Origin of the sequence: Exiguobacterium sp. PHA03, assembly GCF_041945985.1 — a bacterium.
Lineage (GTDB): Bacteria > Bacillota > Bacilli > Exiguobacteriales > Exiguobacteriaceae > Exiguobacterium_A.
Window position 1 is genome coordinate 1,224,011 of the sequence record NZ_JAUTYQ010000001.1, and the last position, 20,578, is coordinate 1,244,588.

26 protein-coding genes are annotated in these 20,578 nt (G+C 46.3%); all 26 read right to left on the bottom strand.

Annotated features, from left to right (window positions below):
* Positions 1-3: 3 nt before the first annotated feature.
* The 26 genes from flhA to hslV all read right to left on the bottom strand — a co-directional run bounded on the left by flhA (position 4) and on the right by hslV (position 20,578).
* Positions 4-2,028, bottom strand: coding sequence for a flagellar biosynthesis protein FlhA (gene flhA / locus Q7C19_RS06570; RefSeq protein WP_290751359.1), 2,025 nt, complete (start codon positions 2,026-2,028; stop codon positions 4-6).
* A gap of 14 nt (positions 2,029-2,042) precedes the next feature.
* Entirely contained in the window at positions 2,043-3,134 is a 1,092-nt protein-coding gene (gene flhB / locus Q7C19_RS06575; RefSeq protein WP_035407021.1) for a flagellar biosynthesis protein FlhB, read from the bottom strand.
* A 4-nt stretch (positions 3,135-3,138) separates the two neighbouring features.
* The gene (gene fliR, locus Q7C19_RS06580; RefSeq protein ID WP_035407018.1) at positions 3,139-3,906 is read right to left on the bottom strand and encodes a flagellar biosynthetic protein FliR; all 768 of its coding nucleotides are present in this window, start codon (positions 3,904-3,906) and stop codon (positions 3,139-3,141) included.
* Positions 3,903-4,175 (bottom strand): flagellar biosynthesis protein FliQ, encoded by a 273-nt coding sequence (fliQ, locus tag Q7C19_RS06585; protein ID WP_023468705.1) that lies wholly within the window; start codon positions 4,173-4,175, stop codon positions 3,903-3,905. Before fliQ ends, fliR begins: the two co-directional genes overlap by 4 nt.
* Before the next feature lie 11 nt (positions 4,176-4,186).
* The gene (gene fliP / locus Q7C19_RS06590) at positions 4,187-4,855 is read right to left on the bottom strand and encodes a flagellar type III secretion system pore protein FliP (protein WP_035407016.1); all 669 of its coding nucleotides are present in this window, start codon (positions 4,853-4,855) and stop codon (positions 4,187-4,189) included.
* Positions 4,852-5,343: a flagellar biosynthetic protein FliO gene (locus Q7C19_RS06595; RefSeq protein ID WP_056062223.1), complete on the bottom strand. Its 492-nt coding sequence runs from the start codon at positions 5,341-5,343 to the stop codon at positions 4,852-4,854. The genes fliP and Q7C19_RS06595 overlap by 4 nt, the downstream gene beginning before the upstream one ends.
* Positions 5,340-5,705: a response regulator gene (locus Q7C19_RS06600; protein WP_035407009.1), complete on the bottom strand. Its 366-nt coding sequence runs from the start codon at positions 5,703-5,705 to the stop codon at positions 5,340-5,342. The genes Q7C19_RS06595 and Q7C19_RS06600 overlap by 4 nt, the downstream gene beginning before the upstream one ends.
* A 12-nt stretch (positions 5,706-5,717) precedes the next feature.
* A complete protein-coding gene (gene fliY, locus Q7C19_RS06605) occupies positions 5,718-6,836 on the bottom strand; it encodes a flagellar motor switch phosphatase FliY (protein ID WP_035407007.1) in 1,119 nt (372 codons plus the stop codon).
* 1 nt (position 6,837) lies between these two features.
* The gene (gene fliM / locus Q7C19_RS06610) at positions 6,838-7,821 is read right to left on the bottom strand and encodes a flagellar motor switch protein FliM (RefSeq protein WP_029342065.1); all 984 of its coding nucleotides are present in this window, start codon (positions 7,819-7,821) and stop codon (positions 6,838-6,840) included.
* Positions 7,822-7,830: 9 nt separating this feature from the next.
* Entirely contained in the window at positions 7,831-8,280 is a 450-nt protein-coding gene (locus Q7C19_RS06615) for a flagellar basal body-associated FliL family protein (protein ID WP_035407004.1), read from the bottom strand.
* Complete coding sequence (locus Q7C19_RS06620; RefSeq protein WP_035407001.1) at positions 8,255-8,491, bottom strand: flagellar FlbD family protein; 237 nt, start codon at positions 8,489-8,491, stop codon at positions 8,255-8,257. The genes Q7C19_RS06615 and Q7C19_RS06620 overlap by 26 nt, the downstream gene beginning before the upstream one ends.
* A complete protein-coding gene (flgG, locus tag Q7C19_RS06625; RefSeq protein ID WP_035406998.1) occupies positions 8,488-9,339 on the bottom strand; it encodes a flagellar basal body rod protein FlgG in 852 nt (283 codons plus the stop codon). The genes Q7C19_RS06620 and flgG overlap by 4 nt, the downstream gene beginning before the upstream one ends.
* Complete coding sequence (locus Q7C19_RS06630) at positions 9,339-9,809, bottom strand: flagellar hook capping FlgD N-terminal domain-containing protein (protein WP_035406995.1); 471 nt, start codon at positions 9,807-9,809, stop codon at positions 9,339-9,341. The genes flgG and Q7C19_RS06630 overlap by 1 nt, the downstream gene beginning before the upstream one ends.
* The gene (locus Q7C19_RS06635) at positions 9,802-10,920 is read right to left on the bottom strand and encodes a flagellar hook-length control protein FliK (protein ID WP_035406992.1); all 1,119 of its coding nucleotides are present in this window, start codon (positions 10,918-10,920) and stop codon (positions 9,802-9,804) included. The genes Q7C19_RS06630 and Q7C19_RS06635 overlap by 8 nt, the downstream gene beginning before the upstream one ends.
* Before the next feature lie 13 nt (positions 10,921-10,933).
* Positions 10,934-11,476 carry a magnesium transporter MgtE N-terminal domain-containing protein gene (locus Q7C19_RS06640; protein ID WP_056062230.1) on the bottom strand — a complete coding sequence of 181 codons (543 nt, stop codon included), beginning with the start codon at positions 11,474-11,476 and terminating at the stop codon, positions 10,934-10,936.
* Complete coding sequence (locus tag Q7C19_RS06645; protein ID WP_035406985.1) at positions 11,473-11,907, bottom strand: flagellar export protein FliJ; 435 nt, start codon at positions 11,905-11,907, stop codon at positions 11,473-11,475. The genes Q7C19_RS06640 and Q7C19_RS06645 overlap by 4 nt, the downstream gene beginning before the upstream one ends.
* 12 nt (positions 11,908-11,919) lie before the next feature.
* Entirely contained in the window at positions 11,920-13,215 is a 1,296-nt protein-coding gene (fliI, locus tag Q7C19_RS06650; protein WP_290753250.1) for a flagellar protein export ATPase FliI, read from the bottom strand.
* A gap of 10 nt (positions 13,216-13,225) precedes the next feature.
* Positions 13,226-13,951 (bottom strand): FliH/SctL family protein, encoded by a 726-nt coding sequence (locus Q7C19_RS06655; protein ID WP_035406981.1) that lies wholly within the window; start codon positions 13,949-13,951, stop codon positions 13,226-13,228.
* Entirely contained in the window at positions 13,935-14,942 is a 1,008-nt protein-coding gene (fliG, locus tag Q7C19_RS06660) for a flagellar motor switch protein FliG (protein WP_035406978.1), read from the bottom strand. The genes Q7C19_RS06655 and fliG overlap by 17 nt, the downstream gene beginning before the upstream one ends.
* Positions 14,943-14,946: 4 nt before the next feature.
* Positions 14,947-16,515, bottom strand: a complete 1,569-nt coding sequence (fliF, locus tag Q7C19_RS06665) for a flagellar basal-body MS-ring/collar protein FliF (protein WP_375091891.1) — start codon at positions 16,513-16,515, stop codon at positions 14,947-14,949.
* 28 nt (positions 16,516-16,543) lie between these two features.
* A complete protein-coding gene (fliE, locus tag Q7C19_RS06670; protein WP_035406973.1) occupies positions 16,544-16,831 on the bottom strand; it encodes a flagellar hook-basal body complex protein FliE in 288 nt (95 codons plus the stop codon).
* A gap of 17 nt (positions 16,832-16,848) precedes the next feature.
* Complete coding sequence (gene flgC, locus Q7C19_RS06675; RefSeq protein WP_035406970.1) at positions 16,849-17,247, bottom strand: flagellar basal body rod protein FlgC; 399 nt, start codon at positions 17,245-17,247, stop codon at positions 16,849-16,851.
* A 3-nt stretch (positions 17,248-17,250) separates the two neighbouring features.
* Positions 17,251-17,613 (bottom strand): flagellar basal body rod protein FlgB, encoded by a 363-nt coding sequence (flgB, locus tag Q7C19_RS06680; RefSeq protein WP_035406967.1) that lies wholly within the window; start codon positions 17,611-17,613, stop codon positions 17,251-17,253.
* Positions 17,614-17,864: 251 nt separating this feature from the next.
* Positions 17,865-18,644 carry a GTP-sensing pleiotropic transcriptional regulator CodY gene (codY, locus tag Q7C19_RS06685; protein ID WP_023468725.1) on the bottom strand — a complete coding sequence of 260 codons (780 nt, stop codon included), beginning with the start codon at positions 18,642-18,644 and terminating at the stop codon, positions 17,865-17,867.
* 16 nt (positions 18,645-18,660) lie between these two features.
* Positions 18,661-20,034, bottom strand: coding sequence for an ATP-dependent protease ATPase subunit HslU (gene hslU / locus Q7C19_RS06690; RefSeq protein WP_375091892.1), 1,374 nt, complete (start codon positions 20,032-20,034; stop codon positions 18,661-18,663).
* Complete coding sequence (gene hslV, locus Q7C19_RS06695) at positions 20,027-20,578, bottom strand: ATP-dependent protease subunit HslV (RefSeq protein WP_023468727.1); 552 nt, start codon at positions 20,576-20,578, stop codon at positions 20,027-20,029. The genes hslU and hslV overlap by 8 nt, the downstream gene beginning before the upstream one ends.

Below are 20,578 nucleotides of genomic sequence, written 5' to 3' on the forward strand. Positions count from 1 at the left end.
CTCTTAAATCACCCCAATACTCTTGACTTCGATCGTCGGCATTAATTCGTTATAGGACAAAATCGGAATATCTGGAAAATAGCGTTCTGTCAATTGACGAACGAACATCCGGATACTTGGAGAAGTCAGGATGATCGGATGCGCCCCGTATCGTTCGAATTCCATTGCTCGCTCTTGTAACGTCTCGATGAAACGTGTCGCCTTTTCGGGATCAAGCGCTAAATAATTACCGAACTCAGTCTTTTGGATGGCCGACTGGATATCCAGTTCCATCTCACTTGAGATCGTCACGACGTGCAAGACATCTCCTTGCATGACCTGTTCCGTAATTTGACGCGATAAGGATTGACGAACATATTCCGCGAGCAATTCGCTGTCTTTCGTCACAGCTGCATAATCTGCGAGCGTTTCGAAAATCAATGGTAGATTTCGAATCGAGACTTTTTCTTTTAGTAATTGAACGAATACTTTTTGAAGTTCACCGATCGATAACAGCTGTGGTGTGACTTCTTCGACTAGAATCGGATGCGATTCCTTCAAATGATCGACCAATTGTTTCGTCTCTTCTCGTCCGAGTAATTCAGCGGCATGTTTCTTCAAGAGCTCCGTCAAATGTGTCGCGACGACAGATGGTGGATCAACGACCGTATACCCTGACATCTCTGCTCGACTACGTGTCTGTTCATCAATCCAGAGTGCTGGCATACCAAAGGCTGGTTCGACCGTTTCGATACCTCGAATTTCTGGATCATCGACACCTGGGCTCATCGCTAAGTAATGATCCAGTAAAAGCTCACCACTTGCCATCTCACTTCCGCGAATCTTGATTCGATACTGGTTCGGGGATAACTGCAGATGATCGCGAATCCGAACGGTCGGTAGAACGAATCCAAGTTCAAGCGCTAGCTGCCGACGAATCATGACGACACGATCGAGTAAATCGCCGCCTTGGGCTTCATCAGCGAGTGGAATCAATCCGTAACCGAATTCGAATTCAATCGTATCGACATTGAGTAAGGAAATGACTGATTCGCTTGATCGTAAGTTTTCACTCGGTGCTTCTTCGACCGCAACTTCTTCTTGCATCGTCTTCGTCGTCTGCTTCATCCGCCAAGCGAAGAAGCCGAACAGGGCTGCAATCGGCATCGTGACGTAGTCGGGAATCGCCGTGAACAATCCGAGAAAGAAGATCGCCCCAGCTGCGATTCCGACAAGTAAAGGTGTCCGTGCCAATTGACCGATGACATCCTCACCGAGGTTTCCGTCTGAAGTCGAGCGCGTGACGATGATCCCGGTCGCCACCGAAATTAAAAGGGCTGGGATTTGACTGACAAGACCGTCTCCGACCGTCAGTAACGTGTACAGTTCGACTGAATCTGCCATCGGTAAACCTTGCTGAACGACACCGATGATCATACCGAAGATTAAGTTGATGATGACGATGATGATCCCGGCGATCGCATCTCCTTTAACGAACTTCGAGGCACCATCCATCGCACCGTAAAAGTCTGCTTCAGACTGGATTTTTTGGCGGCGGGTCCGAGCTTGTAATTCATCGATCATACCGGAATTCAAGTCAGCATCGATTGCCATCTGTTTCCCTGGCATCGCATCAAGCGTAAAACGTGCCGACACTTCCGAGACCCGTTCCGAACCCTTCGTGATGACGAGGAACTGGATTAAGACGAGAATCAAGAAGACGACGAAGCCGACGAGCGGCTTACCGCCGACCACGAAGTTACCGAAAGCCTCGATGACTTCGCCACCGTTTCCGTTTGACAGGATTGCCCGTGTCGTCGAGACGTTAAGCGCAAGACGAAACAAGGTAACGATCAATAACAATGTTGGAAAGACAGAAAACTCTAGTGCCTCTTTGGCATTCATCGCAACGAGCAATACCATCAAGGCAATGAGAATATTGATGATGATTAAAAAATCGAGCATGATAGCGGGCAGTGGAATGACGAGCATGAAGACGATCATGATGACGCCTAGCAGGACCGTTAAATCTCTTGTTGATATACTCATGATGCTTCATCCTTTCATTTTGCTTGTTTCAGTTGATAGACAAAGGCGAGTGTTTCAGCGAGCGCCTGATAGAACGTTTCATCCACTGCCATACCAATTTCTGATTGAGCGAACAACGCCCGCGCGAGCGGACGGTTTTCAACAATCGGGACCTCAGCTGCTGTCGCCTTCTCCCGAATCCGGAACGCGACAGCATCTACACCTTTCGCAACGACGATCGGTGCCATATGTTTACCGTCATCGTATTGGATCGCTACCGCATAATGGGTCGGGTTCGTGATAACGACGTCGGCATTTGGTATTTCTTGCATCATCCGCCGCATCGCCATCTCCCGTTGTTGTTGTTTAATCTTTCCTTTGATTTGAGGGTCACCCTCTGTGTTTTTATGCTCATCCTTTAAATCCTGCTTACTCATTCGGATCGACTTCTCGAAATCAAATTTCTGATAGGCAAAATCAAGAATGGCTAATGCAATCAAGGCGATACTGACCGATAAACCGAGTAAAAATGTTAAATGACCAATGATAGCTAACGCATCGCCAATCGGTTCCGAGGTCAATCTCGAGATCTCGACCTTGTTGTTCCATAAGACTGTTCCACTTGTTACACCGATCACCAGCAATTTAAAGACCGATTTCAAAAACTCGACGAGTGCTTTGACGCTCACGATCCGTTTGACGCCTTGAAGCGGATTGATCCGGTCCAGTTTCGGCTGAATCGCCTCACCGCTTAAGAGCACACCGATTTGGACGAAGTTTCCGAGAATACCAATCACGACCGCTGTTAAAAAGAAAGGTGCGACTAAAATCCCCATTTGCATCAGCATCTCGATGAGAATCTGTTCAACTCGTCCTTCTTCGACCGCTTGCAGGACTTGACTAGCACTAAGACCATCTTGCAGGACGAGAACGAAACGCCGTCCTAGAAACGGACCAAAAAAATAGAGGACGAGAAACATGGCGAACAACATGAAACTGCTTGTTAAATCTGCTGATTTTGCGACTTGTCCCTTCTTACGGGAGTCATCCCGCTTTCGAGGTGTCGCCTTTTCCGTCTTTTCACCAGCGAAATACTGAAGATCAAGGCGTAATCGATATGAATGCATGTCCTCAACCTCCTAGTAATCGAATGGCATCTGCAAGTACATCCTGCAACAACGGAACGAATCGACCGATTCCTGTGATCGTTGCACCTGCTAATAAAAATAGAATCACATATCCCATCAGCAGTTTGACGGAAAAACCAATTGCAAAAATGTTGAACTGAGGTGCCGTCTTCGCGAGGAATCCGAGTGCGAGATCCACTAAAAATAGGGAAACGACAAGTGGCATCGCCATTTGTAACGCAGTTAACATGGCAAGCCCAACGACCCGAATGACAAGACTCATCCCAGCGTCGCCCGATACCGCAAGCAGACTGCCCGGCGGAAAGATTTGAAAACTCGTGTAGATTCCGTCAAGCAGGATTAAATGCATATCAGAAGCGAGTAGAACAAGTAACGTCAACATGTAATAAAATCGTCCGACGATCGGTGACTGTCCACCAAACATCGGGTCATAAGCGGAAGCCATCGCGAGACCCATCTGCAAATCGATGATCGAACCGGCAATTTGTGGCGCATACAATAAAAAACTAGCAAGTAAGCCAAGCGCTAGACCCACTAAAACTTCCGTTCCCATCCGAAAGAAAAAATCGAAGTCTTCTACTCGAACGTCTGTCTTTACAGCGTAACTCGCAAAGTAAGCAAGACCGGCCGCAAGCGCTAATTTATGTTGCGCTGGTAATTGCTTTGAGGAAAACAATGGAGCCGCGACAAGAAAACCGACGATTCGTCCAAAGACGAGCAAAAAAACACTCAGGAAAGATAGTAACGTCATTTGCGGGAAACCTCAGCGATTTGCTTAAATAAGTCAATCGTAAAGGTCTGTAATTCCTGCATGATCCATGGTCCGAAAAAAACGAGTGCTAAAAATACGGCAACGATCTTTGGAACGAACGATAGCGTCTGTTCCTGAATCTGTGTCGTCGCCTGCAAAATACTGACGAGCAGACCGACGACGAGCGAGACCAGTAATAAGGGAGCTGATACTTTTAGTAATGTCCAGACAGCAGAGCTTGCCAACTGAATAATCATTTCTTGAGTCATCTTCTCTCCCCCTAACGCATACTGACGAGCAGTGATTCAACGATCAGGTGCCAGCCATCGACTAAAATAAATAACAAAAGTTTAAACGGTAAGGCAATCATGACCGGCGGTAACATCATCATCCCCATCGACATCAAGACACTCGAGACGACCATATCAATGACAAGGAATGGAATGAAGATCATGAATCCGATTTGAAAAGCCGTCTTCAATTCACTAATCGCATATGCTGGAACGAGTGCGACGAGTGGGATATCTTCAATCTTTTTCGGTTTTTCATAATTGCCGTATTTTAAGAACAACTCTAAATCATTCGTTCGCGTGTGTTTTGACATGAATCGCTTCATCGTATCCCCAGCTTTATCAAATGCCTCATCTTGACTGATTTTATCTGCCATATACGGTTTCAAGGCTGTCGTGTTCAATTCTGATAAAACGGGTGACATGACGAACAGCGTGATGAACAGTGCCAGTCCAACGAGTAGCTGGTTCGGCGGCGTTTGTTGTGTTCCAAGGGCAGAACGGACAAAAGACAACACGACGACGACACGCGTAAAACAAGTCATCAAGATCAGTAATGAAGGGGCTAACGACAATAATGTCAGCAATACGAGTAGTTTGATCGATGTCGCCGTTCCTGAAGGAGTATCAAGTGAGATTAGATTTTCAATCGTGTTCATGAGCGTCCTCGATTCTTTTGCAATTGTTCGAGTTGTTGTTTGAATGTCTCAAGAAACGGTGAAGATCCCGTTTTAGATGAAGACTCTTCAAGATCCATCGGCTCATATCCCTCTAAATCATCAAGTGTATCTAACAACTGTACGTTCTCTCCAACACCTACGACATAAATCTTGTCCTGCACCTTCACTAACTGGACGGATCGATCCTTTCCTAGTGGTACACCACCTAGGTGAGTCAATCGACCAGAATGTCTCACACCTCGTGTCCGTTCATGAATGAATCGTGTCACAAGGATGAATCCGCCGATCAAAACGACGAGAACGACGACTCCTTTGAAGATAGTCAACGCCATGGAAGGACTCTCATCGACTTGCTGAGTCGTTGGTGTATCGCTCTGAGTTGGATTCAATTTTTCTTCGACTGTTTCCGCTTGCACAGGAAGCGCAAGCAGAAACAGGAGACAAATCAGCAAAGTCACTTTTTTCATGACGAGACAGTTTTCGAGACCGCTTCAAGCACACGATCCGCTTGGAACGGTTTAACGATGAAATCTTTTGCACCTGCTTGAATCGCATCGATGACCATCGACTGTTGCCCCATCGCTGAACACATGATGACTTTAGCGGCAGGGTTAAATGCTTTGATTTCTTTAAGCGCAGAGATTCCGTCCATTTCAGGCATCGTAATGTCTAGCGTGACGAGGTCCGGTGTCAATTCCTTGTACTTAGAGACCGCTTCGCGTCCGTTTTCTGCTTCACCGACGACATCATAGCCGTTCTTCGATAAGATTTCCTTGATCATCATCCGCATGAAAGCGGCGTCGTCTACGATTAATACTTTTGCACTCATATTAGTTCCTCCTTAGAACATCCGAAGACGTTCTTTTGTATTTACGATTTCTGTAATGCGTACACCGAAGTTTTCTTCGATGACGACCACTTCACCTGTTGCGATCAATGTATTGTTGACGAGAACGTCAACCGGTTCTCCTGCCAGTTTATCCAGCTCAATCACGGAACCTTGTGTCAATTCCAATATGTCACGAACGGAGCGACGTGTCCGTCCTAACTCAACCGTGACGTTCAACGGAACGTCATATAACATCCCAATATTTCCTGGCGTACCCTCTACTTCCATCTCACCTAATTGGCTGAATTGAACCGGACTGACACCGACTGGCGTTGCTTTCGGTTCAGGTGATGCAACTGTAGTTTGTTGTGCCATTGCTGGCGCCGATGGTGGTGATGGTGATGGTTGTGCTTGCTCCGTTACTTGTGGTGCAGGCTCTGCTTGTTGAGTCGTACTCGCGCTAAAGAGTTTTTGAATCAATTGTTTCGAGAAGTCCAGTGGTGCTAATTGAACGATTTTTGAATCGATCATCGTGCCAATCTTAAGATCAAACTCGATGATGACCATGTTCTCCCAAAGAGAAAAGCTATCGACGATACTCTTATCTTGAGAAAAGTCGAAGATTTCAACTGCTGGCGGCGAAATATCGATTCGCATCGAGAATACAGTCGACATCGAGGTAGCAGCTGCTCCCATCATCTGGTTCATCGCTTCCTGTACGGCAGATAGAGCAATCGGGTCCATCTCCAGTGACTCGTCGATGACGCCATCGCCTCCCATCATCAGGTTCGCGATGACGGAAGCATCTCGCTGTGTCAGGATCAGGACGTTTTCTCCTTTGAATCCTTCCGTATAACCGACACGTAGCGCGACGTGCGGAATCGGATAACGACTGCGTAATTCTTCCATAGAGATCATTCGGACGTGCGGTGTCGTAATCTCTACTTTTTGATTCAACAATGCCGATAAGGCCGTTGCCGAATTACCAAGTGAGATATTTCCGACCTCCCCTAATGCATCAATCTCCATGTCATCTAGTATTTCCTTTACGTCTGGCTCTTGCGGTTCATCGGTGGATGGCGTTCCGCGTAATAACGCATCGATTTCATCTTGCGAAAGCATATCGCTCATGTTATTCCTCCTCAATTCGTTGTAAGACTTGCAAAGCGAGGTGTTTCCCGTTTAATCCCGGTCGCGCCTTGAACATCTTCCGGTCGTCGACGAATACATCGACGGCATCCGAGGCTCGTGTCTTCAGGGATAAACAATCGCCTACTTCGAGGTGTAACAATTCACCAAACGAAAGCTCTGTTTGGCCGAGCACTGCTTTTAAATCGACGACGGAACTCATCAACTGCGTTTGCATGTGTTCAGACTCTTGATTATCTGCTGTCGTTCGCTTTTCTTGTTGCATCCAATAATGACTTGATAATTTCGGAAGAACGGATTCAAGGGTCACGAACGGCAAGCAGACATTCAACGTACCGCTCACTTCTCCGACCGTTACGTAAATCGAGACGAGAATGACTGTCTCATTTGGAGAGACCAGTTGCAGAAACTGCGGATTGATTTCCAAATCATCGTATTCCGCTTCGACTTCTGTTACCGACTCCCAAGCCGCCCCGTATTGAACGAAGGCACGCTTGAACAGTTGTGTTAGTATACGTGTCTCGATTTCCGTCAAATTCTCGATCTTGTTCATTCCTTCACCTGGTCCCCCAAGTAAACGATCGAGCATCGCATAGGCGATGTTCGGATTGACTTCAAATAAGACTTTTCCATCGAGCGGATGAAGATTCACTAGATTGATCAACGTCATGTTCGGAATGGAATGAATGAATTCATCATACGGAAGTTGTTCGACCGTATTAACCGTGAACTGAACGTATGTCCGAAGTTGTGCAGAAAAATGTGTCGTCAAGACTCGGGCGAACTGTTCATGAATACGCGTCAAATTCCGTAATTGATCTTTTGAGAAACGGAGTGCTCGTTTAAAGTCATAGACCTTGACTCGACGCTGCTCCTCTTGACTTCGGATTTCCTCGACTTCCATATCTCCGCTTGAAATGGCTGATAGCAAGGCATCGATTTCATGTTGGGATAATACTTCGCTCATGCTGCCACCTCACTGGATGATTTTTTTCGTCGTGTAGACACGCTGGACATCGCCTTCTTGGATGAGCTTTTTGAATTGCATCCGTAACCGCTCTTCAAGCTTCTCCATATCCGCTTTTGAGTCTAAGTCCGACTTTTTCATAGCCGAAAGGTCACCCAAGATGATGTTATTGATTTGAAACTTTCGTAATTCTAAATCGTCACGCGTTGCTTGATCATCGGTGACGATCGTGAACTGGACATTTAAGAAACGTTCGTCAGCGATGTTCGTTGTCAAGTCGTCCGTTTGCAGACTTCGTGCATCAAGTTCTTCACCTGTCGGTTGTTCAACTTTTGCTTCCGTCGTGTCATTTGCTAAAAAATAATTCATGATCATGTATCCTGCCCCGATCATCAATGCTGCAACAATGATCATGATCAAGGGGATTTTCAGTTTACTCTTCTTCTTTTCCTCGGCCATCTTCGAGCCTCCTTACACTGTTCAAGCCCGCTAATCCGATTTGTTGATAAAAAGCGATTGCGATTGCTTTGACCTCTTCCATTGATTCCTTCACGACATAAATCTGTCCTCCGATGAGTTGAATCGTCGTATCCGGTGTAGAACGGACGGATTCGATCAACACGGCGTTCAGTACGAGTGGTGCGTTACGTAACGTCGTTAACGTGATCATCGTTTCAAATTGACCAGTTCCTCAAGAACCTGGTCCGATGTCGTGATGATTCGCGTATTCGCCTGGAAACCACGTTGAGCAATGATCATCTCCGTGAATTCTTCTGATAAGTCGACGTTCGACATCTCAAGCGTTCCCGACGTCAACTGTCCCATTCCGTTCAAGCTCGGTGTTCCGAGTACCGGTGGACCTGAGTTCTGTGATGCGGCGAATACGTTGACACCTGATTTTTCTAGACCACCCGGGTTAGCAAAGTTCGCGATCGTGATATAACCGACGTTTTGCAATGCTCCCGTCGTATCGACGTAAGTGACGAGACCGTCTTTACCAATCGATAAGTTACGTGCATCCGTTGGTACTTTTAGTTTTTGGAATCCTGCACCACCTGCTTCCGGGAGTGGTACTGGCGGAGTACCGTTTGCAGCTGCTTGTGTCCCGGTACCGATTAAGTAGTTTCCGTCACCTGTAACTAAGTTTCCATCAAGATCCGTATAGAAGTTACCTGAACGGGTATAACGAATCCCTTCCGCCGTGACGACCTGGAAGAATCCTTCCCCAGAGATCCCGACATCGAGGACGCGACCTGTATTCTGAAGCGCACCTTGGTTATACACATTATCGACTGTTGACATCGATGCTCCAAGACCGACCTGTTTCGGGTTCGTCCCACCGACATTGCCGCCTGCACCAGATGATGAGCCGACCGATTGACTGACGAGGTCTTTAAACGTCACCCGTCCTTTTTTATAACCGAACGTGTTGACGTTCGCGATGTTATTCCCGACGACATCCAGTTTTGTCTGGAAGTTCTTAAGCCCACTGATTCCTGAATACATTGAACGTAACATTATTTTTCCTCCTTTGATTGAATCTGCGTCAACTCGTAAACACTGATCTGTTTTCCGTTCGATAGTTCGGCCATGATATCCAGCCCATCCCGTTTTACACTAACGACACTGGCTGTCTCTTCGACGGTGGTCGTCTGCTCAGCACCTGAAGCATCCGTCGTCTTCGACTCCGCTTCATAACTGACTTTTTTACCAATCAGATTGCTGTAGGACAGCAATGCTGTTGCATGTTGGTTCAAGACCATCGTATCCATCGTCTTCCCGATTGCTTGCATCTGTTCCAGCGAAGAAAACTGGGCCATTTGAGCGATGAAATCCTTGTCTTCCATCGGTGCTGTTGGATCCTGATTCGAAAGCTGGGCAATCAGAATTTTCATGAACATATCCTTATCCATCGCTTTATTCGTCGGTACCTGTGATTTTTCAGGAAGCTGGTATGAACTACTATCCGTTTTGATTGCGTCAGTCATCGTCTTCCTCCTCTTCTTCGTCTACTGGAACGGGTGTCTCTTGATACGGTGACTCATGCTCCTGCTGATCACGTGTGAAAGATTGTTGGAACTCCCGCGCACTCGAAGCAATCATCCCCGTCTCGATCTTTACGACTGGTGTCTGTTGATGCAAGACGGTTTGTAATTTCCCAAGTTGTTGCTCGATTGATTGTTTTGCTTGCTCGGTGCTCGCAAATAGTTTGACAGTCAATGCCCCTTCTTTACGATCGAGTTGAACGACAACCTCACCAAGTTGCTCTGGGTACAGGCGAATCGACAATCGTGTGGACCCATCCGCACCTTTTATGAATGGTGCTTGCTGCAGTGCGGCTTCAATCCGTTGTTGAATCTGTTCTGAGACAGGTAGCGGCACTGGACGAATCGTTTGCAACGGAGTGCCTCTGTAAATCGGCATACTCATCGGAGGCGGTGCGGCTTTTCCTTCTGGATCAACGGGCATGGTCGCTTTTCGCATGAGTGAAGCGAATGCTAACGGAAGCGGTGTTTTTCCTTTTGCCTGCTCGGCTACAGCTACAGTGTCCGGCTTGATCGTTTCGACAACAGAACCAGTTTGCGGGAGTGTCTGTTTCACTGGCATCGCAGAAACCACTCCGTCCATTGTTGAAACTGGCGACTGCTTTAACATGTTCGTGTCATAATCTTTTACTTTGATCGTATCATTCGTCATTGTCTGCAAGACGAACTGTTGAAGTGATGGTGGCAATTGATCGAACTGACCTTTCGCCTGCTCCATATTTCCTTCGAGCAATTGTTTGACGAACGCTAGAAGTTGCTCCATTTTCTTTGGGTCTTGTTTTAACGCCTCTACTTCTGGTTGTTTCAGTAAGGAGAGAATCTCATCCGGCTGGTCTACAAGTTGTTGCATCCAGTCCGGTAAGGGTTGCGTCTCCGTTTCCGGCTCGAGTGTCATCGCATCCGCTGAGACTGATGACGGTAACGCCGTCGGCAGTTTTGTCAGATAATCAAGTAATGAGGCGAATTGACCACCAACCGTAGTCATCTCTCCTTTTTTTCCTGATCCTGTATTTAAGGTCGGGAAGGATGGTTGTGTTACTTCCGTCATGTTCATCAGGCTTCCCTCCTTACTTCGTCGCGAGTAACTGTGTCAAGGCGGCTGCTTTCTTAGCATCCATCTTGGCAATGATCGCCGCCTGTTGTTCCGCATCGATGTCCTCGATGATTGGTACGACTTCGGTCGGACTGAGTTCATTTAAAATCAGCGCAGCATCCTTTGGTGCCATTTCAGCATATACATCCGTCACGGATGCTGTTTTTTTCTTCGTCGTTTTTGTTTGATCCGTTGTTTGCGCAGGTGTCTGTTTTAACTGATCCCTCTCAGCAATCAAACGTTCAACTTCCTGCTCTTTCGCTTTTAAGGTATCCGATTGTTCCTTACTTTGATTGCGTAATTTTTTGATTTCTTGATTCGCTACTTTCAGACGACGTTCGAGTTCTGCTGATGGATTCGCCTGATTCGTAGTCGTTTTTTCGGTTGCGAACGGTAAGGATAGTAGTGGACGTCCATTCGCATAATTCAATACGAAATAAGCCGTCAACAAGATTAAAATCAAAGGAATGACCAATAAAGGTAAAATCCACCCTTTTGATGTTTTATTTTCACTCATATCATCCGTCCTCTTCCAAACTGTAACAATGCCAGTTCATCTAATTGATTTTGTTCCGTCAATGCTTCGATTCGTTTCGTTTCGACTGTATGATTCTCTTGGAGACGACTAAATTTCTTCTCTTCGATTAACGCTCGTTCGAGTGCTTCTTGTGTACGTTCGTAACGATTTTTCGATTGTGTCACGTACAATTGCTGTCGTTCGATTTCCTGCTTCACGACATCCCGAGCGCGTTCTCGATATTGCGAAGACGTCAGTTCCACGACGCCAATCTCATCTTGTGCCTTCAGAAAGGACTCATATCGAACGAGCAGATGATATAATTTTTCGACTTCAAGCTCATATTGCTTTTTATGAAGGCTCAGTTCTTTAGCGACGCGATCCTTCTCCGCTTCAGCTAAAGGAATGATTCGTTCATAGATCGTCTTCATCATTCGTCCTCCTTACTGAATCGTTGCCATGAGTTGATGACAAGCCGCTTCGAAATCACTGTCTTCATGAATTTGTTGTTTCAAGAAACGAATCAGCTCCGGATATGTATCGACGGCACGGTCAATTTCCGGGTTCGTTCCTGTTTTGTATGCTCCGATATTGATTAAGTCCTCCGAATCGAGATACGTCGATAACAATTGTCGAAATGCGACAGCAGCGGTCTTTTGTTCAGATGTCGTAATTTGATTCATGACACGGCTGATGGACCGTAAGACATGAATCGCTGGGAACTGCCCTTTGTTCGCAAGGTTACGATCCAGAACGAAGTGACCGTCTAAGATCCCTCGTACGGCGTCGGCGATTGGTTCATTCATGTCGTCTCCATCGACGAGGACTGTGTAGAAAGCAGTAATCGAACCGTCTTGTGTTTTCCCGCTCCGTTCAAGTAGCTGAGGAAGCAGAGCGAATACGCTTGGTGTATATCCTTTCGACGCAGGGGGTTCACCTGTTGCAAGACCGATTTCCCGCTGTGCCATCGCAAAACGAGTAACTGAGTCCATCATCAAGACCACATTTTTCCCTTGATCTCGAAAATATTCAGCGATTGCCGTTGCCGTATAGGCACCTTTTAGACGAACAAGTGGAGGTTGATCGCTCGTTGCTACGACTAAAATAGATCGTTTCATCCCCTCTTCACCAAGTTCTGCCTCTACAAATTCCTTGACTTCACGTCCTCGTTCACCAATCAAAGCGATGACATTGATGTCTGCTGTCGATCGTTTCGCGATCATCCCGAGTAATGTCGATTTTCCGACACCTGATCCTGCGAACAAACCTACACGTTGTCCTTGACCGACTGTCAACAGTCCATCAATGGCACGGATGCCAGTCGAGAGAACATCACTGATGCGAGGACGTTCGAGTGGACTAGGTGGTTTACGAACGATCGATGTCGTGCGTAAATTTTCTAATGACTCACCATCTAGTGGTCTTCCTAGACCATCAAGCACCTTACCAATCAGTTCGTTCCCTACTGGAACGTGGAGTGGTTTTCCTGTCGCAAGAACAATCGAGCCTGGAGCAATCGATGTCGTTTCACCGTATGGCATGAGTAGGACATGCCCTTCTCTAAATCCGACGACTTCTGCTTCGATTGTCTGACGTTGTTGGATTTGGATTAAACACCGCTCACCGATTGCCACTGCTGTCGGTCCTCGCGATTCGATCATCAACCCGATCACTTGGACGACCTTACCAGAGTGCTGTACAAGTTCTTCTGAGCGAATTTCTCGAACCGCGGCCTGCATCGCATTGAGATTAAACATGATGTAAAACCTCATTGATTTTGGTTTGCAATGCTTCAAAGCCACTGGTTAAACCGCCAGTGATCGCTCCATTCTCCGAATCAATCCGATAATCACGTGCCTTTAACGCTGGATCAAATCGCAATTGAATCGTTGCGTTGGCACCTAGAACGCCTTGTAGTCGTTCTTCAAGTAACACGACCCGTTCAAAATCCGCCGGTGACGCATAGATGATGATTTTTTCACGATCGCGGAACTGAATGATCAATTGATGTAACAATTGGTATAACGCTTCTTCCTCTTCATCATGTAACTGTTCTAAAAATTGATGTGTCACTTGGAGTCCGAGGACACATAATTCATGTTCTAGTCGCATCAATCGTTCTTGACTCTGCTCTTCTAGGCGATCAGCAAACGAATTCGTTTTGGCAATCTGCTCTTCAAACGTTGCTTGACCTTCCGCATGTCCTGTTTCAAATCCAGCTTGATACCCTTGTTGACGTGCTTCTTCTAACGCTTGAAGGCGTTCTTGCTCGAACTGCTGTTGACGCTGTTCGAAATCTAGGAGCATCGCCTGTCGAAGGCGCTCTAACTCAGCGTGTCCTTCTGCCATCTTCTCTTCGTAGAATGTATCTGGAACGATCGTAGGCTCTTCCTGACTGGTCCGAACCTGCACGAGCGTTCGCTCCTGTCGTTCAATTACTGCTTGTCTCTTGATGACGTTAGACAACAATATCATCTCCTCCACCACGAGCAACGACGATCTCACCCATGTCCTCTAAGCGGCGGATGATTCCGACGATTCGACTTTGAGCTTCTTCGACGTCTCGGAGACGCACAGGACCCATGAATTCCATGTCCTCTTTGAACGACTCGACCATCCGTTGTGACATGTTGCGATAGACCATGTCTTTGACATCGTCTGACGATACTTTGAGTGCCAATAGTAAATCCTCGTTTGAGACTTCGCGAATGATTCGCTGTATCGCCCGCGCATCGAGTGTGACGATGTCTTCGAAGACGAACATCCGTTTTTTGATTTCTTCCGCAAGTTCTGGATCCTGAATCTCGAGCGTATCGAGAATCGTTCGTTCCGTTGTGCGGTCGACGCCATTTAATACTTGAACGACAGCCTCGATGCCTCCCGATTGAGCAAAATCTTGCATCCCTGCTTGTGATAGATTCCGTTCAAGAATTTGTTCTACCTCACTGATGATTTCCGGATTCATCCGGTCCATCGTCGCAATCCGTCTTGCTACATCGGACTGTGCTTCTGCCGGGAGCTCCGAGAGAATCTGACCTGATTTTGCAGGATCGAGATGGGCAAGAACAAGTGCGATCGTTTGTGGATGTTCATTTTGAATGAAGTTCAGAAGCTGTTTCGGATCTGCCTTGCGTGCAAACTCAAACGGACGGACTTGTAAAGTCGACGTCAGGCGATAGATGAGTTCCATCGCTTTTTCTTCGCCAAGTGCTTTTTCAAGGACAGATTTAGCAAATCCGATTCCACCTTGCGTGATATAGTTCTGCGCCATCGCTAGTTCATGAAACTCATCAAGGACGACTAACTTCTCTTCTGGATCAATCCGTTTCATGCTAGAGATTTGAAGGGTTAACCATTCCATCTCTTCTTCCGATAAATGTTTATATACACTGGCAGCGACTTCAGGACCTAACGAAATCATGAGAATCGCAGCCTTTTCACGACTGTTCATTTCTAGCTTCTTCATCTCATCAATCCTCCGCTAACCAAGTACGTAATAATTTTGCGAACTCATCCGGATTAGACGCGGCGAGTTTCTCAAGCTGTTTGCGTTTGACCGCACCATCGCTTGTATCTTCTGTTGAGAGTTCAGGAATTTCGGTTTCGATCGGCGTCCATTCCTCAAGTTCTTCGATTTCATTCGCTCTCCGTCGACGCATGAGGAGAATGACTGCTCCAATGACGAGGATTGCTGCACCACCAAGCGCGAACCATACCCACATCGGTGTCGCCGTCGTCGTTTTCGTCGCCGTCGTTGTTTTAGCGAACGGTCGAGACATGACAACGACTTTATTAGCAAGTTCTGCATCCGTCAGCGTCGTTTTCGCATCCGTCTTCGTTAACGACGTCCGAATGATGGAATACATCATCGTTTGTAAATCCGTCTGTAATTGCGGATCGATTTGATTTTGACCTTTTGGCGGCTCGACGATGATTTGAATTCCTAAATCCCGAATTTCATAAGGAGCACCTGTAATCTGTTTCGTGATGCGATTGACTTCATAGTTGATGATGTCGTGCGTCTTCTCACTCGTATCACCGGTCGTTCCAGTACCTGCTGGGAAGTTCGTCGTCTCATTTTGTCCCGTACCTGCTGTTCCGGCATTCGCAGACCCTGTATACGCCTCTGCTACTTTTTCTGCCGATGTGACAATCCCTTCGATTTTATCGGGATCTACTGGTTCAACAAGCTTTTGTTCTTCCTGACGTTTCGTGACATCGACATCTGCCGTAACCGAAACGAGCGCTTTTTGTGGACCGAGAACGACAGACAACATTTGTTGAATCTGTTTACGTAAATCGTTTTCCGTCGTTTTTTTCAGCGCCATCGGATCTGTCCCGCCCGCTGTTTGCGTAGCGTTACCTGGCTCGTAGTACGTAAAGTACTGATCCATGATCGTAATATTTTCTTCTTTTAAGTTCGGGATACTCTTTGCAATCAGATGGTAAAGACCTTGGACTGTTTGATTGTTCAGATTACTACCCGCACTAGAAGTCAAGACGACAGAAACCGTTGAAGATTCTTTTTCATCGGAGAGAAAGACGCTCTTTTCTGGAAGAGTAATCATGACTTTTGCAGACTCGATTCCGTTAACTTGTGTAATCAAGTTTTCAAGTTCTGTCTGCATCGTATCGCGTTCAAGAATATTCATTTCTTTATCTGTCGTACCAAATCCAGCATTCTCACTAAAGAAGGAATAATCAATCTGACCAGACTTCGGAATACCTGCCGTTGCTAATTCGACTTTCAAGTTTTCCACGTTTGCTTCCGGAACGAGAATCGTCACACCGTTTGCTGAGCTGACGACTTCCGACGCGATTCCATCCTCATTTAGCTTTTCTGTTACTTGCCCTGCCTCTTGAGGTGACAATTTCGAATAAAGTGGCGTCATCGTTGGTTTAGATAACCAGATAGTGGCGACAATCAACGCTGCTAAAACGACGACGATGCTTCCAAGAATCATCGCTTTTTTCGCAAGTGACCACTCTTTCCATGTCGTATTCATAGCTCCGAATCGAGCTTTTATTCGTTCGTTCATTCAACATCTCCCACGCTTTCCTTAACAGTCACAGTTGCATACGCATCATTTCTTGGTATGCTTCGATGCCTTTGTTTCGGACTTCAAGGGCGAGTTGCATAGAAAGCGATGCCTCTTCTGTTTTAATCATGATGTTATGTAGATCCGTCGTCTTCCCTGTCGCTAGGTCGACACGCGCTTGAGATGAGGCTTGCTGTGTTGCATTCAGTCCGTTCATCGCCTCGCTGAGCACCTCACTGAAATCACTTGGTGTCGTCTTCGCGATTGTCTGAGTGGGTAAGACCATTTGCATGTTTTGAATAGGTTGAATTGCCATCCCGTCATCTCCTCTATTTATTTACCGATCTCCATCGCTTTGACGAGCATCGCTTTTGTTGCATTTAAGGCCGTTACGTTCGCTTCGTAAGAACGTGTCGCTCCCATCATGTCGACCATTTCTTTCAATAGATCGACATTCGGCATCTTGACGTATCCAAGTTCATCCGCATCTGGATGCGTCGGATTATATTCTAATTTGAATGGTTCAGGATCTTTCTTCAATTCGCTGACCGTGACCCCATTAGCAGTTTCTTTTAAAACAGCAAGTTTCCTTGCATAGGGTTGCCATTGACCGTTGACAAGCTCACCACGTGTCGTTTGAGCATTGGCGATGTTTGCTGAGACAGTATCCAGTCGTAAACGCTGGGCAGTAAGCCCAGACGCAGATGTATGAAAGCCATTGAACATACTCATCGATTATTTTCCTCCCCGGATGACAGACTGGATACCCGAGAACTTACGATTTAATTGCTCCACGAGCGCCTCATACTCAATTTGATTGCGTGATAATTCAGACATCTCAAGATCGATATCGACACCGTTTCCATCATTACGCATCGTATTTGGTCGATCGACGATACTACCGGTCGTTCCGATTGTTGCATGACGTTTTAGGCTCATCTTCATCTCTGAATCGAGAACATCTCCAAACGCCACTCGCTTCGCCTTATAACCCGGTGTATCGACATTCGCGATATTTTTAGCAATAACTTCTTGTGCCATGACCGTTCGATTGACGGCTTGCGTCATCAAACTGTAGTCAGACCCTAACCAATTCATGTTCTTTCCTCCACTCATGGAACTAGTATTCGAATTTGCGACAAATATTAAGTCATTAGTAACACATCTGAAATAATTGAAACAAATAGGTCAATGTTTGAAAAGAAGTTTTTTGAAAAATAGGGTAATGAGATGCTAATATTCTGTTTTTTATTCCCTTTTCTTATAAAAATGATAAATAATACCTAGTCAAACAAAAGAGACCTAGTACTTTACTAGGTCTCTTATTTATTAATATCCATTTTCTATTTTTAGTTTGATTTAATTCGCTCTAATTCATATAGGAAGTTATCATTTAAGATTTTAATATACGTTCCCTTCATACCAAGCGAACGTGACTCGATGACTCCTGCACTTTCGAGTTTACGAAGTGCATTGACGATAACAGAACGCGTAATACCAACACGATCGGCAATTTTTGAAGCGACAAGTAGTCCTTCATTACCCTCGAGTTCTTCGAAGATATGTTCGATTGCTTCGAGTTCTGAATAAGATAACGAATTGATCGCCATCTGAACGACTGCTTTCTTACGTGCCTTGTCTTCCGCTTCATGAGCCTTCTCACGAAGGATTTCCATCCCAACGACTGTCGCCCCATACTCTGCAAGCACGAGATCTTCTTCGTTGAAATCTTCTACCATACGGCCTAGGACAAGCGTACCAAGGCGTTCTCCACCACCGATGATTGGTACGATCGTCGTTTTCGACGTTTCGAACGTATCACGGTTGTCGACTGGGAATGCCGTGTGTTCGCTATCGATGGCAATGTTTGCTGTCGTTTCAGTGACGTTAAATAATTTTTTCGTGTAATCTTCCGGGAATTGGCGTTCTTCCAAGAAACCACGGACCCGGTCATTTTCGATTTGTTGCTTAATTGCGATACCTAGTAACTTACCGCGTCGACTTACGATGAATGTGTTCGATTCCATGACTTCGCTGAGCCGATCAGCCATGACCTTGAAATCAACATGTGTGCTTGCTTCTTGTTGTAACATCGTATTCAGCTTCCGCGTTTTCGCCAATAAATTCATTTTTTCTTCCTCCACTTTATAAGATGAACTGACTTAAGTCTCGATCATCTGCTACTTTTCCAACACGATCCGTCACGTATTGTGGCGTGATCGTTACATCCGTTTCAGGCATGTCTGCTGCTTCGAAGGATAATTCTTCAAGTACGCGCTCCATGATCGTATACAAGCGCCGCGCTCCGATATTATCCGTCTCATCGTTTACCTGTGCAGCAATCCGTGCAATTTCACGAATGGCCTCTTCTGTAAAGGTGACATGAACGTGCTCTGCCCCTAGTAATGCTTTATATTGTTTGAGTAATGCTTGATTCGGTTCAGTTAAAATTTTAACAAAGTCATTTTCCGTCAAACTGTCGAGTTCGACACGGATCGGGAAACGACCTTGGAGTTCAGGAATTAGATCAGACGGTTTCGCCATATGGAATGCACCGGCAGCGATAAACAAGATATGATCCGTCTTGACTGGTCCATATTTCGTGACGATCGTCGATCCCTCAACGATCGGCAAAATATCTCGTTGAACACCTTCTCGTGAAACACCTGCTGAATCATGTCCCTTTGTCGCAATCTTATCAATCTCATCAACGAAAATGATGCCCATTTGTTCTGCACGGCGGACCGCTTCGTCATGAACTTCATTTAAGTCAAGCAATCGTTCCGCTTCTTCTGCGGTCAAAATCGGACGTGCTTCTTTAACCGTGAGCTGGCGCTTCTTCGTTTTCTTCGGCATGACTTGTCCAAGCATATCCTGAAGATTTGCGAGCCCCTCCATGCCTTGTTGTCCGGAGAATAAATCAACTTGACGTTCTTCAACATCGACCTCGATCATTCGATCTTCGAGTTGACCTGTCAGCAATTGCTGACGGAGTAGCGAACGATCAGCTGTTGCTTCCGATGTATCTGGCTCTTGCTGCTTTTGGTTCCCACCGAACAACATCTCAAACGGATTCGTTCCACCCCCGAGACCAGATGACGCTTTTTTGCCAGACAACGCATCAACGATTCGTTCGTTCGCCACTGCCTCCGCCCGATCTTTAAGCGCTTCTTTTTTCTCATCTTTGACAAGACGTAGAGACGCTTCCACAAGATCTCGTACCATCGATTCTACGTCACGACCGACATATCCTACTTCCGTGAACTTCGTCGCTTCGATTTTGACGAACGGCGCTCGGACGAGTTTCGCGAGACGTCGCGCAATCTCTGTTTTTCCGACACCGGTAGGTCCGATCATCAGGATATTTTTTGGCGTGACTTCATCCCGCATCGATGCATCGAGTAATTGTCGACGGTATCGATTACGTAAAGCGATCGCCACCGCACGTTTAGCATCAGCTTGTCCGATGACATGTTCATTCAACTTCTCGACGATTTGTCTTGGCGTCAATTCATGCATGGTCATTGCCTCCGATCGTTTCTAAGATGATTTGATCGTTCGTAAAGACACAGAGTTCTCCAGCCGTCTCAAGCGCCGCACGAGCGATTTCTTCTGCCGTGAGATGACTTGCGTGTCGAGCTAACGCGCGACCTGCAGCAAGCGCATAATTACCACCTGAACCGATCGCAAGAATGCCGTCATCCGGTTCGATGACTTCTCCGTTTCCGGATACAAGTAATAGATGTGTTCCATCCATGACGAGTAAGAGTGCTTCAAGTTGACGCAACATCTTATCGCCTCGCCATTCCTTCGCCAGTTCAACAGCTGCCCGTTGTAAGTTCCCGTTATACATTTCAAGCTTCGCTTCGAATTTTTCAAAGAGTGTAAACGCGTCCGCGACACTTCCAGCAAATCCGGCAATGACTTTGCCACCATAGAGGCGCCGTACTTTTTTCGCACTTTTCTTCATGATGACTTGGTTTCCGAAAGTCACCTGTCCGTCTCCACTCATCGCGGATTGTCCGTTATGTTGAATCGCAAAAATCGTCGTTGCATGAAACAT